General features: G+C 45.1%; 11 protein-coding genes. 4 read left to right on the top strand and 7 right to left on the bottom strand.

Going from position 1 to position 13797, the window contains the following annotated elements:
* Window positions 1-133 precede the first annotated feature (133 nt).
* The 4 genes from pstB to pstS all read right to left on the bottom strand — a co-directional run bounded on the left by pstB (window position 134) and on the right by pstS (window position 3852).
* A complete protein-coding gene (gene pstB / locus ACXABW_RS22735; RefSeq protein ID WP_457525692.1) occupies window positions 134-982 on the bottom strand; it encodes a phosphate ABC transporter ATP-binding protein PstB in 849 nt (282 codons plus the stop codon).
* Window positions 979-1815 carry a phosphate ABC transporter permease PstA gene (gene pstA, locus ACXABW_RS22730; protein WP_457525690.1) on the bottom strand — a complete coding sequence of 279 codons (837 nt, stop codon included), beginning with the start codon at window positions 1813-1815 and terminating at the stop codon, window positions 979-981. The genes pstB and pstA overlap by 4 nt, the downstream gene beginning before the upstream one ends.
* Window positions 1812-2741 carry a phosphate ABC transporter permease subunit PstC gene (pstC, locus tag ACXABW_RS22725; protein ID WP_265689199.1) on the bottom strand — a complete coding sequence of 310 codons (930 nt, stop codon included), beginning with the start codon at window positions 2739-2741 and terminating at the stop codon, window positions 1812-1814. Before pstC ends, pstA begins: the two co-directional genes overlap by 4 nt.
* 67 nt (window positions 2742-2808) lie before the next feature.
* Window positions 2809-3852 carry a phosphate ABC transporter substrate-binding protein PstS gene (pstS, locus tag ACXABW_RS22720; RefSeq protein ID WP_457525688.1) on the bottom strand — a complete coding sequence of 348 codons (1044 nt, stop codon included), beginning with the start codon at window positions 3850-3852 and terminating at the stop codon, window positions 2809-2811.
* A 357-nt stretch (window positions 3853-4209) separates the two neighbouring features.
* Here pstS and ACXABW_RS22715 point away from each other — a divergent pair, with 357 nt between their 5' ends.
* The 3 genes from ACXABW_RS22715 (at window position 4210) to ACXABW_RS22705 (ending at window position 8963) form a co-directional block, all read left to right on the top strand.
* Window positions 4210-5604 (top strand): sensor histidine kinase, encoded by a 1395-nt coding sequence (locus ACXABW_RS22715; RefSeq protein ID WP_457527181.1) that lies wholly within the window; start codon window positions 4210-4212, stop codon window positions 5602-5604.
* A complete protein-coding gene (locus ACXABW_RS22710; RefSeq protein ID WP_252033313.1) occupies window positions 5601-6233 on the top strand; it encodes a response regulator in 633 nt (210 codons plus the stop codon). The genes ACXABW_RS22715 and ACXABW_RS22710 overlap by 4 nt, the downstream gene beginning before the upstream one ends.
* Window positions 6234-6773: 540 nt before the next feature.
* Complete coding sequence (locus tag ACXABW_RS22705; protein WP_457525685.1) at window positions 6774-8963, top strand: hypothetical protein; 2190 nt, start codon at window positions 6774-6776, stop codon at window positions 8961-8963.
* Window positions 8964-9014: 51 nt separating this feature from the next.
* Here the strand turns inward: ACXABW_RS22705 and ACXABW_RS22700 are convergent, their stop codons facing one another.
* From ACXABW_RS22700 to ACXABW_RS22690, 3 genes are all read right to left on the bottom strand, one after another.
* Window positions 9015-9965 (bottom strand): DUF2955 domain-containing protein, encoded by a 951-nt coding sequence (locus ACXABW_RS22700; protein ID WP_457525683.1) that lies wholly within the window; start codon window positions 9963-9965, stop codon window positions 9015-9017.
* Window positions 9966-10018: 53 nt separating this feature from the next.
* On the bottom strand, window positions 10019-11080 hold the full coding sequence (locus ACXABW_RS22695; RefSeq protein WP_457525681.1) for an HlyD family secretion protein: 1062 nt from the start codon (window positions 11078-11080) through the stop codon (window positions 10019-10021).
* A gap of 118 nt (window positions 11081-11198) precedes the next feature.
* Complete coding sequence (locus ACXABW_RS22690; protein ID WP_457525679.1) at window positions 11199-12347, bottom strand: AI-2E family transporter; 1149 nt, start codon at window positions 12345-12347, stop codon at window positions 11199-11201.
* A gap of 364 nt (window positions 12348-12711) precedes the next feature.
* Between ACXABW_RS22690 and ACXABW_RS22685 the strand changes: the two genes are divergently transcribed.
* Window positions 12712-13689, top strand: coding sequence for a helix-turn-helix domain-containing protein (locus tag ACXABW_RS22685; protein WP_457525677.1), 978 nt, complete (start codon window positions 12712-12714; stop codon window positions 13687-13689).
* Window positions 13690-13797 lie beyond the last annotated feature (108 nt).

Genomic DNA, 13797 nt, shown 5'->3' with positions numbered 1-13797 from the left:
TTAAAAACTCACAGATTTTCAATTAATTAGCATAGTATTTTGTTAACTTCCTCCGGTTTCTAAAAGCGAAAAAAATCCCCATGACCTTTATTATGGGGATTTCAGTTTGAATTACGTTAGCGGAAACTAGCGATTAGCCAAAGTCGCCACTGATGTAATGCTGAGTTCTGTCATTCGCAGGGGAATGGAAAATTTGGTCAGTCGTGCCAAACTCTTCCAGTTTGCCTAAATACATAAACCCTGTGTAATCGGAGATTCGCATTGCTTGCTGCATGTTGTGGGTAACGATAACAATGGTGAATTTCTCACGCAGCTCAGTAATTAACGTTTCGATTGCGGCCGTTGCAATTGGGTCTAGTGCAGATGTCGGTTCGTCCATCAATATCACTTCAGGCTCTAATGCGATAGTACGAGCAATACACAAGCGTTGCTGTTGTCCACCAGATAACCCATTCGCATCGGCGTGTAGTTTATCTTTCACTTCTTCCCATAGGTGAGCACGCTTCAACGCTGACTCAATGCGCTGCTCGATCTCTTTCTTCGACAACTCACCTTGGATTTTCAGCCCAAATGCCATGTTGTCGTAAATCGACATTGGAAATGGTGTTGGCTTTTGGAATACCATGCCGACTTTAGAACGCAGCTCATTGACATCAGTGTCTGAGAAAATACTTTCTCCATCGAGCAAGATCTCTCCTTCTGCGAACTGACTGCCGTATAAGTTGTAGATGCGATTCATGGTACGAAGCAACGTCGATTTACCGCACCCTGAAGGCCCAATCAGCGCCGTTACACGGTTTTTGTAAATTGGCATCGACACCTGTTTAAGCGCCGCTTCACCACCTTTTTGGTAGTAAAAGTTAAGCCCTTGAATATCCATTCGTAGTTTCGGGTCTGCGACAACATCCTGTGTTGAAAGCGCATCATTTGCTAGTGTATTCATAGCTTGTCCATTTAAGTCGTTGATGACTGCCGTATTCATGCTTTTCTCGCTTTTAAAATCTGCGGCAACGCCGTCGCCAAAACGTTCACGAATAAAATAAAGGTGGTAATAATCAATGCACCAGCCCAAGCCAACTCTTGCCAAGAAGTGTATGGGCTCATCGCAAACTGATAAATTGTCACAGGTAAGTTCGCCATTGGCTTACTCATATCTGTTGTCATAAAACTGCTGTTAAGCGCAGTAAATAACAGCGGAGCGGTTTCTCCGGAAATACGTGCCATAGAGAGCAATATCGCGGTCACTATCCCAGGCGCGGCAGCGCGGTAACTGAGCTGAGTAATGACGCGCCATTTGGGTGCACCGACGCCACTCCCCGCTTCTTTCAACGTAGAAGGAACTAGGCGCAGCATCTCTTCAGTTGAAGCCACAATAACAGGCAGAGCGAGTACAGATAGTGCAATCGCACCGGCCCAACCCGAGTAACCACCAGTTGGCACTACAATGATTGCGTAAACGAACAAACCAACCAAAATCGATGGCGCACTCATCAGCATGCCGTTTAGGAATCGAAGTGATTCTGCAATCTTGTTGTCTTTGTCTGCTTCAGCCAGCCAAGTACCTGCTAAAATACCAATCGGCGATGCGATCAAAATCCCCAGCGCAGTGAGTTTTAAGCTGCCATAAATAGCGTTTTTCAGCCCCCCTTCACTACCTGGGCCTGGTGTCATTTCAGTAAAAATCGACCAGCTAAGGCCTTTCACCCCTTCGCCCACCAGCGTGTAAAGAATGCATGCTAGGACAAACACACCGAATCCGGCCGATAAGGTGCAAAAAGATAAAAACAGCTGATTTTTTAGTTTACGAAGTTTCATGATGACTTCCTTAGTAAACGTCGAGCGAAGCCCATGACAAAGAAAGTGATAATAAACAGCACCACACCTAGTCCAATCAAAGACGCAATATGAATTGGGTCGGTAGCTTCGTTAAATTGCTGAGCAATGGTTGAAGAAATCGAGCTTGCAGGCATAAAGAACGAGGTTTCAATTCGGTTCGCACCACCAATCACAAAAGCGACTGCCATGGTTTCACCTAATGCTCGACCTAACCCTAAAATGCCGGCACTCACTGTAGCGTTTTTCACTTTAGGTAGCAGTACTTTAGTAATGACCTCAAATGGAGTTGCCCCCGTACCATAAGCGGCTTCACGCAATACGTTCGGAACGGATTTCAGAGCGTCTCGCGTTAGTGACGTCATAATTGGCAAGATCATGAAAGATAAAATGATACCGGCCGTAAGTAGCCCAATGCCTATTGGTGGCCCATCAAACCAAGGGCCAATAACAGGGATGCCGACTAGGTTAGCACTCGCCCACATCTGAAAGCCTTCAGAGAACCAAGGTGAGAAAACAAACAGGCCCCACATGCCATAAATAATGCTTGGCACAGCCGCCAGTAACTCGATGGCTTTACTCACTGGAATACTGATCCATTTCGGTGTCAGTTCAGCAAGGAAAATGGCAGTACCCAATGCAATAGGTGTTGCAATAACAATAGCGATGAATGAAGTAACCAACGTGCCATAAATGGCCGAGGCAGCTCCGAATTGCCCACCAATTGGATCCCAAACATTTTGGAACACAAATCCCGGGCCAAACTCTTTAAACGCAGGCCAGCCGCCTTCGATAAGAGAAAGAACGATACCGATTAAAGTAACGAAAATAAGCAAGGCGCTGGTAAAGCTCAGCTTGTTAAAAACTGAGTCGCCGTTCACCTTGTTTTGAATAGTTAGTGTTGTCATAAGCGTTGAATCATATGCAGTGAATCCTACGCCTCTGCCTTTAAGCAGAGGCGTGGGGTGCATCAAGTTAGTTAATCACCGACTGGCCGTTAGTCTGAAGACCTTGCTTCCACGTGTCGTTCACCATATTCACGACTTTGCTTGGCATTGGAATGTAATCTAACTCTTCTGCTAGCTCACCTTGGGTGTAGCTCCACTCGAAGAACTTGATGATCTCTTTTGCCTTGTCGGCATTCGCTTGATCTTTGTGCATCAAGATGAATGTTGCTGCAGTCATCGGCCAAGAGTTTGCACCAGGTTGGTTGTTTAACAGTAAGTGGTAGCCAGGCGCATTGTCCCAATCCGCATTTGCAGCGGCAGCTTGGAAACTCGCCATCGTCGGCATTAGGAACTCACCATCGCGGCTTTGCAGTTGGGTATAAGCCAAATCATTCTGCTTAGCGAACGCATACTCTACGTAGCCGATTGCACCGCGTGTGCGAGTCACAAAGTTTGCTACGCCTGCGTTACCGTTACCGCCAATAGTGGTCGCTTTACGTGGCCAAGTAATATCTTTACCAACACCAATGTTCTCGCTCCACTCCGTGCTCACTTGATCTAAATAATCGGTGAAGTTGTACGTTGTGCCTGAACCATCAGAGCGGTGAACAACGTAAATTGGTTGGCTTGGCAGCTCAACACCTTGGTTAAGCTCAGCAATTGCCGGATCGTTCCAGTTTTTGATGTTGCCTAGGTAGATATCTGCTAGCACTTTACCTGTCAGTTTTAGATCGCCAGCCGAAATGCCCGGAATATTCACGACAGGGACAATTGAGCCCATTACCATAGGAAACTGAATCATTCCCTCTTTGTTTAGCTCTTCAATCGTTAAAGGCGCATCAGTAGCACCGAAATCGACTGTTTTCGCCGTGATTTGACGGATACCACCGCCAGAACCGATCGCTTGGTAGTTAATCTGAACGCCCGTTTCCTTTTGGTATTGCTCAGCCCACTTTGCGTAAATAGGGTGTGGGAATGTCGCACCAGCACCGTTAATCGTCGTGTTGGCAGCAGCGCCAAAGGAAGCTACTGCAAGAACGGAAGTCACTAGAGCTGATTTGAAGAATTTCACAATATATCTCCGATATAATTAAGCAAAAGTTTGGGTCAATTAAATACAATATTTAATTGACCCGGATAGTTTTAGTGTTCAAGTAAAACTAAAGGTATTGAAATAAATTCAACTGCTGATCGGTGCGACCAATCAACGGTTCGGAGATTAGAAATTCAATATGACAGATTTATTAAACCTATACTTAAAACCACCACTAGTGAATAACAATTATATAAGTAATTTCAATTCTGATAAGAAAACTTCACAGATGTATTTTTAATAATAAATATCTAAGTATGAAAAACTATTCCAACCCAAGCTATTCCTTTGATGTTAAGTATTGATGAAGTAAATCTGGTCAATTACACTCACAGAATGGACATGCTATTAATCTTTAAAGTTTACCTACTATATGGGTTGGCATTTTTTGCCATCTTCTTTGCGATCCTGTTTCGAGATCTCAAGAAAAGCCGAATAGCCATTGCCTCAGCTCTGCCCACCCTAGCAGTATTTGGCCTCATCCATGGCTTTCACGAATGGTCAGAACTGTATTTAGTGCTCTATGAAGAAGACTTCCCACTGTCGACGCAAATGCAAACCTTCAAAGTGTTCAAACTTTGGTTCTCTTTCATAGCGTTAGGGGCATTTGCTTGGAAGATGCTGGATCTCACACAATGGCGCTTTACCAAACAGATTAAGTGGCTCAGCATCTGCGTAGTGACCTTATTTACTCTGAGCTTGTTCTATCGGTTCGACACTAGCGCCTATTTGGTTTACCTCAACAATACCGCCAATCACATCCGTTGGATTTTTGGTTTAGGCGCTGGGGCACTGTCGGGATTTGCGATGATCAGTTTCGCCAATATTTTGGAAAAAGAAGGCCATGGCGCCTCAATGCCATTCAAACTTACCGGCCTTGCACTCATCAGTTATGGGTTCAGTGCTGGCGTGCTATTAACGGATTACGGTATGTGGGTATTGCTACTGCGCACAGCATGTGCCGCGGCCATCTTAATTGCACTCATGTTTGCACTGCGAGTCTTCGATCACGAAAGAAACAATCAGCTTGAATCGAGTATTCAACAGAACCTTCAAGACGCCAAACTCAAAGAGCTGGGAGAGCTGACATCCGCCGTCGCCCACGAGATTAAAACGCCGCTGAGTAGTGCAATGATGAGCTGCGATCTACTTGAGCAGCGACTTCCACTCGATGAAAGCAGTCAACGCCATTTGAGCCGCATTAGACAGGGGTTAGAACGTTCAGCAGAAATCAGCCATGAAGTACTCAATTACGCGCACCATAGAGCCATCAAGCGTGACGTAGTCCCACTCACCACATTGATCGAATCTGCATTATCACTCAATCAGTTCCGCTTAGAACCTTTTCAGGTAGGGCTGAGCCTAGATGACCGTTTAAGTGTTATTGGCGATGCAGGGCAGCTTGAAGAAGTACTCACTAATGTGATCAGCAATGCGATCGACGCCAGTATACAGCACAAGCAACTGTATATCGAAACTCATCAAAACAAGCTTATTGCGATAATCTCAATATCTGACTGGGGAATCGGCATTGATGAGGACAAACTGGAGCAAGTGAAAACACCGTTTTACACCACCAAAGCCCGTGGTGAAGGAACCGGAATGGGGCTCGCTATCAGCAACCAAATTATCATGCAGCATGGTGGGACACTCAGTTTACGTAACACAAAGAAAAGCGATGACATCACCGGATTGACTGTGGAAATTCGCTTACCAAGGAACATCGAATGACATTAAAACTTCTTCTTGCAGAAGATGATAAAGCGCTTCGCGAAGTACTCATTGAAGCACTTGAACTCGAGTCTTTTTCTGTATCGGCATTTGATAATGCCGAAGACGCCCTAGATACGGCAATGGATGAGCACTTCGACCTCGCATTGTTCGATGTCGTAATGCCAGGCATAACAGGCATTGAAGCATTGAGAAGTCTTAGAAGGCTTCACCCTAATATCGGTATTGTCATTACTACTGCGTTTGCAACGGTTGATGTTGCAGTCGATGCCATGAAAAAAGGTGCGGATGAATTTCTCACCAAACCTTTCAACCTCGCAACCTTGTCCGTAACCTTGAAAAGAGTCCATGCGGAACGTTCACCCAAAACACCAAAACAAGAACGAAACAACGATCTCATCTTTTCCGCTTTGTCGAACCCAATTCGACGCACGGTGATTAAGCAGCTTAAAATTCACCGCAAAATGAAATTTATGGACCTATGCCGGGTAGTCGGGGTTGAAGACCACACAAAATTTAACTTTCACTTGAAGCAACTCGTGAACAGTGGGCTGGTCGAAAAAGAAGAAGGCCGAGTTTACTCGCTGACAGAAACAGGCCTGCAAGTTCACTCTGGCATGTTGCAATAAATACCCTTCTATCGTTATTTTTTAGAGGTTAAATATCCAATCAACCCTGAAAAATAACGATAAACACGCCCAAACCAATAACTACAACTTCCATCAATAAATATTATTAATCAGCTATAAATAATAAACCAAACCATGAAAATAAATATATTTACCAGCTATGTAAATATAAGGAGTTAATTTATAGGGAATGAGAATATAACTGTATGATAGTTATATTTTCATACCTATCTTTGAGAGCAGTTATTGTCAGATTTAGGATTTCCGGTTTTATTACCTCATTCCATCAACGTAAATCAACAGCATTATTAATTGATATGCTTTAGGTAAGAGCTTACCGCTGACATTTTTGCGCTACAGCGGCACTTTTAACATCGTAAAACTGCACCCTATCACCAACAATCCCCATAATGTATGAGAATGCAATATTTCTCATTTATGAAACATAACCCAAACACTCTTCACATACGGTATTGAATACCATTAAATTATATAGAACAATACCCCGTATAAATCAGCGAGTAACTATATGGAATCAATATGAAAAGAACACTGCTATCAGTACTGATGCTTAGCGCAATTTCACAAGGTGCGTTAGCCAACTCTACAATGCGCTCTCAAGTCGCCCAAGATAGACTAGATAACTATAGTGAAGCAGATCTGTCACGAGAGGTGTTTGGAAAACCTTATAGTGAGTTTCTCGAAAAAGTAGTGTTCATCAACTCGATACCTGAAGGGGCTCGCTTAATCAAAGTCGCAAACGCAGAATCATGCAATGGTATCTACGATTTCGATTTATGTATGGAATTTGCTCCGACCGCAGCGGGTATCCAACAAGATATCGTGCAAGTCATTATAGATACCCCGTTTCCAAACTATGAGAATGACAGGAACTCGGTCGGCAGTCCCATTGTCCCAATCCCAGTATCACCTAAGCCTCCATCTGTAACTCCGCAACTACCTGATTTAGGCGTTGAGCCTATCGATCCAGGCTATGGCGTCGAGCCCATCGACCCTGGCTACGGCGTCGAACCTATCGACCCGGGCTACGGCGTCGAGCCTATCGACCCGGGCTACGGCGTCGAGCCCATCGACCCGGGCTACGGCGTCGAGCCTATCGACCCTGGCTACGGCGTCGAGCCCATCGACCCTGGTTACGGGGTTGAACCTATCGACCCGGGATACGGCGTCGAGCCTATCGACCCTGGCTACGGGGTTGAACCCATCGGTGAAGAAGAGCAAATGCCAACCATTGGACTTGGCGCATTTAGAGCTATGACACTGGAGGAACAAGCACAAGTTCTCACAGAATACGTAAATAATAACAACAGTTCATCGAATGGATCGGTTGTTGTCGTTGGTGACAAGTTAATGTGGCAGACAAAAAACGGCACACTAAAACCACTTAAAGAATCCAACAAAATTCTGGAAGTGCTAGAAGATGCGCACCTAGAACGCCAGGCACGTCGTGACGAACGCATCAAAGTCGACCCGATTGATATCATTGTAGAACCTATTGACCCTGGTTTTGGTGTCGATCCTCTTCCACCATATGATGAAAATGCACCAATCATCGCTCCAGTTATATGGGGAAAAAATATCGCAACCATCAAATCGTGGACAGGGGCAATAAACCCAGCGTCACTCGAAAGCTACAAAGCAATGATTGCAATGGCTAATTCCCCAGAAGGAAAAATAGCGACGTTAAAGATGATGTTGGTAAATGAAATATCGACAGACAACATCTTAAAGGTACTCGCGACTAACGAAGAGTTCGTACATGCATACCCGCACTTGTTTAACGGCGTCGATCGTTTTGGAAACCCGATCCCATCTAAAGAACTCGAGTTGATTGTCCAAGCTGGCCGAGAAAAACAATGGCAACAGCAGGTCAATAGCTACTATCGCGGTATTGCAGACATCTATGATGATATTGAAGACGATGAGAACAAGCTAAAATTTGCCACGCTTCTCGACAGCCTAATGATCGGCGGCAGCAACAAGTCCTTGCTAGAAGTAATGCAAGGCAATGGTTATCTACAAGGCATTCCTTCTGGAGTTCGAGATCGTGACCTAGCGAATGAAATCTTGGAAAAGGCTAAGCAGCATTGGCAAAACAACACAACACCTGGTGGCATAGTTATCACCGATACGGAAAAGCAAGCATTGGCATTGCATCGAATCTTCAGTAAAGCCGGGATGACTCACTTGCATGTGTCTGTTCATGAAGAAAACATCCAAGTCTTCAACCAAAATAATGGCAAGCTACTCAATGAAAAGCAGATCATGACCAAGTTGACTAAAGCAGCCAGCAAAAACGCCACTTATCGCCAACAGGAGCGTGGATTTAAAGCGGGAGATCATGTCAAGAAAGGTAAACAACTTGATTCGAGCGAACAAGTTGCTGCTCTGAACGACATGTTCAAAATGGCAGGTTTCGACGCAGAAGCATTTCACAACCAGAAAGATGGTCACCTCGCAATAGTGACCAAAGATGGCACTGTCTACACCGTGATCCCAACTGGAGGCAATGGTGGAAAATCGGGAACCGTTGAGCAGTTCAAACTCAAAGTAACCCAAAACTTAAGTAGTACAGATGGACAGAAACGTCGCACTGAGCGTAGAGAGCAACGCCACAAAAACTACAAAGATCGTACCCCGAACCATAAAAGCAAATTTGATGGTAAAAGGTTAAAAGAGAAAGTGGCTGAACGCCGAAGCTCCCAGTAACCAAAACGTAATAACCGGCCAATGGCCGGTTTTTTTTTCTACATGTTCAGATTAAGACACGGTTTGCTTCTCGGGAAGCCATTTATCTACCGCCAGCATAGCGATGAAAATATACCCCATCGAAGCTGCGATCTGCATTAATCGAACAGCAAGCTTACCTTCTGCGTCATCCATAAGTGGGCCGAGTGAAACACCACACACGACAGTTAAAGCCGTCAATGCCGTTGGCGCGAGTCCATCACCGTTCAGCATCCTATTGGCTAAAATCAAGTAGGCCAACAGAAGTACCACGATTACAAGAGGCAGAAAAGGCGCAATAACACTTATTTCATAAATCGCGACCGCCATAGCACCGCCTACTATGTTTCCCACCATCGCATCTTTTATCATAGTGGGGCCATTGGTCGGACTGGCGGCAAACAAGGTCAGTTGAACTGACACATAAGTAAGCGTAAAGGCGCTGACATTATCAGTGACAAACGCGAAGCCAACAAAGGGCAGAAATGCAACGCATAGCCTGAGCCAGCGTCTGTTGGCATCATACTCTGCTTCCTTTTTACTAGGCGGTGCCTCATTTGGCTCAGCGGGCAACAAAGAAAACATCAAGTAACTAACCAGCCATGCAATCATCAAGTTATGAGGTAACCAAATGGCAAGTTCCCAAGCAGTCTCTGGGGAACTTTTCATTTGGAGCGGAATTAGCAGAGCACCAAGTAAAGCCATGACGACCATCAATATGTCGTTACGGGTGACCAGTAAATAATACGATAAGCTTACCGCAACAATAACTATAAGTAGCATCGCGCCAGGATAAGGTCGTATAACTCCGGTGACAAACCATGCTGCAATCATATACCCATACGCCGCTATGATGAGGGTTGCTGCATATTTCACAGGTACTTGCTGCTTACCTAGCACAAACAAACTGGTAAATACGGCACCGACAAACGATAGTGGCCAATCTATGAGCATGCCGAATACAAAGACAAGCCAAGGTGTCATGGCTACTCGAAGCCCATACCTAAAATCGGGATCATTGATCATAATAAAGGCTTCTAGTAGACGTAACTCAACACTGAAGCGAGTTTGATGTAAAGGTTACCCAGTGTGTTCATGAACCAATTATCACTCGTATACACAATCACATCAGCTTGCCCGTTAACGTACAGCTTTACATCATCAGTAGTGTCGGCAGATTGAAATTCGGGAAGCACTATCCGCACAGGAAACCTTTGCGGGTCGCGCAACCATTTGGTAGAGACTTGCGGGTTTGGCAGCCCATCCGCGCCGAGATCATCTTGATAGGCGGCAGAAACAATACTCTCAATACGGCCTTCAAACACTCTGCCAGGATGAGTGTCTAACAACACATCAACTCGATCACCTTGCTTAATGTGACCAACATTGTTTTCTGTCATGTAAGCTTCGACCCAAATGTTTCTGCCATCAATAAAAGTCATTAATGGCTTACCAAGTTGAGCTTGAGCGCCCACTGCAACATTCAGGTTCACAACACCACCTTGTGAGGGAGCGAGCAGTTCGGTAAAGGCGAGATCTAGCTCCGCCGTAGCCAAGTTCGTTAATGCGGCTCTCACCTTAGGATTATCGGCCCCCTCACTGCCCAGTCGCTGACGCGCACTGTTCAATTCAGCTAAAGCTACGCTGACATTTCCTTCCGCGTCTGACAGTGAGCTCCTCGCTTCATCGCCTTTGGACTTGGGAATGAGCCTTTTTCTCTCGAGTTCAAGAACTCGAGCAACTTGTACACGTGTATTATCCAGCTTTGCTTGAGCCCTAACTAGCTGGGCTTGAGCGCGCTCTACTTCAGCGGAACTTGCCCCTGCAGCTTGGGTGGCCGATTCAAGTTCTGCCTGACGTCGTTGAAGCACCAATTCGTATGGCCGAGGGTCGATTCGAGCTAAGAGTTCGCCTGCCTCCACCGCTTGCGCGTTCACAGCTGGTACATCAATTAGCATTCCCTCAACTCTTGGAATAATTGGCGTCACAACGGCTTTTACCCGTGCATTCGTAGTAAACGGTGTTGTTCTGTCTGCGATGACATACCAAGCAAATACCACCAATGCCAAAACAGAAATAATCCGAACAAATTTATTCATACTTTTTGTAGCTCAATCGAAGGTGACCAAAAGAAGTGAAAGGTTGGCAGGGATATGTTGTCCGCGCCAAAAATATTGATGAAAAGCTGGCAATCTGCCAGCTCAACATAAAGGCCTATTAGTGCTCTTGTTGCTGAGCGTTATCCGAGCTCACCGAACTCGACTCGCCGCTTTGCGTCTTAGCAACTTGCTCACTTTGTGACTCTACCCACTTCATGAACACTTGATACCCAGCGGCAAGGAACGCAGCTCCGATAAACATCCCTAAGATGCCACCCGACATCATGCCTCCAAGCGCGCCAATCAAAACTATAGCCATCGGAACATCAAGCCCGCGCCCTAGAATCATCGGTTTTAAGAAGTTGTCTGTTAAACTCGCGGCAATCATCAGTACCGTAAATATGCTGTTGTGTAGAGTCGAGGTATCGTTACCTGACCATAAAAGCCCCGCAGCCACGATCGCAACCAATGTGACGGGGATTTGGCAAATCGCAAAGATCAACGCAATTACAGTAAGTAGAGGGGCTGCAGGCACTTTTCCCAGCGCCACTGTGACACCAAATACCAGAGCGGTAAGAAATGCTATGCCAATGATGCCAACGGCAACCTGTCTGATTGTTGCTGTTGTCAGGCCATGAAGTTCTGGACCTCGGGTTTCATCAGAAAAGCTAACGAAAATCTGGCGAATGGATTGAGAAGCCGGTTGCGCCCATGCAAGCATGATCCCCGCGATAATAATCGCACCGATCAGAAGAAACACCGTTTTTGCAGCCCCACTTGCCGTATCGACCAATGTCCCTAGCAAGCTTTTGATTTCAGGCTGACGCTTCTCAACAAACCCTGTAATATCGCGAGCGGCTTCTTTCCAAGCGCCGTACAAGTTCTCACCAATGATTGGCCAACTTTGCACAGACTTCATAGGTTCTGGGATAACCAGAGTCCCTGACTGATAGGCGTCGTAAGCGTCAAACGTGCTGGTTGCAAAAGCATTTCCAACCATGGCTGTCGGCACACCTAAGATCAATACACCAACTATGGTTATCATTATTGAACTGCGACTCGCACTCCACTTCGTTTTAGATTCGATAAACAAGCGTACCGGATAGAGAGCTATCGCGAGGACTAATGCCCACAAAAGAATAGGTAGAAATGGCAAAAACGCCCATGAACACACTAAGACGATGAATGCGATGGTAGAGAAACGTATCAATGACGTGGTTAACGCTTTTGAGAGTGCTTTCTCTAAGTTTTCATTTGAATTACTCAATTAACTATCCCTTTACTTTATCTAAATACTTTACGAAGTTTGGTGATTAATGGATCCGCAACGATTCAATCTTCGTATCGCTATATTCGGCTAACCTTCGCCTAAACAGACTGCATAACGTTCTATACAACCCATTAATGTATAGTATGTTTTATCGCTTTTTAAAAGTTAATTCCTATATAAATTAACAAATTAGCGACGCACTGCGAACGATACAATGTCACCGTTGAGAAGTAAGAGTGTAGTGTTTTGAGTATTTGAAATTTGCCACTTTACGCCAATATGCTAGGCTGACATCATTCAATTACACCTTTTTAAGCCCTCATTACACATGGCTAGAAGCAAAGATCCTGTTAGTAAATTGATGAAATCTGGTTACGCCCGAATCTTAGTTGAGCTATGCCGCGAGTATCATCTAGACCCACACCAAATCATCAAAGAGTCGGGGCTCCCTGCCGATTTGTTCGAGCTCGATCAAGAATTTTTGCCTCATGATCCGTTTAAACGGTTGGTTTACCTGCTTGGAAATCAGTTAGGCATCACCCACTTTGGGGAATTGATACGCACGGCGATACGTCGGAAAGCATTACCTAGGTTGATTGGGGAGTTTTCTGGTTGCGCGACCGTACAAGAGGCCTTGCTGCTGACTCAAAAGGTGTTTGCACTCGACTCGACCAACGTGAATGTGGGCATTGAGCAATCACATGGTCGGTCATGGTATTGGTGTCAGCGACAGTATGATCACGGTCAGTCTTTTCTTTGGTCTGAAGTTTGGGCGGTTGTCTATATTACTGAACTGATCCGTGCGCTCACTAAATCCGACTGGATGCCTAGGCAGATCAAAATCCAATCTGACGATACTGACGTATATAAGGCTGTCGTATGCTCTTCAACTCAGTACTTTGTTGGAAACCATCGTATCGAGTGGCTCATCGAAGATGACATTCTATCGCACCCCATCATGGTCACTTCTTCCGATTCTATGATCACAAAGCCGCTACTTGATTGGCATTCGAGTTTTACTGATCAAGTATTCACAGCGTTACTCCCTTATGTCAAAGAACGTAATTTGACATTAGAGTTCGCCGCTCAATTACTTAAGATAACAACTCGAACATTTCAAAGACGGCTTAAAGAAGAAAAGACAAGCTTTCGCTACTTAAAAGATAATTTGATACTCACCACCTCGATACAATTGATGGAAGAGAATCATTCGATCACCTATATCGCTAACCAACTGGGTTTTTCGGACATTGCTCACTTCTCTCGAGCATTCAAACGGATCAGTGGCCTCACGCCGAAAATGTATCAAAAAACCATCTTGAGTCTGCACAATCACTAAGTGAAACAGTGCAGTCTGTTCGCCACGAAACGATGGAACATACAAAAAAGCAGCACAAATACTGGTAACAAGTATCCGTGCTGCCTTAAGCGTTTGAAGTGAGTTAAA

The sequence above is a fragment of the Vibrio paucivorans genome, assembly GCF_054053395.1.
The sequence above is the reverse complement of the archived record's forward strand: the minus strand, read 5'-3'. Positions and strand labels throughout refer to the sequence as shown.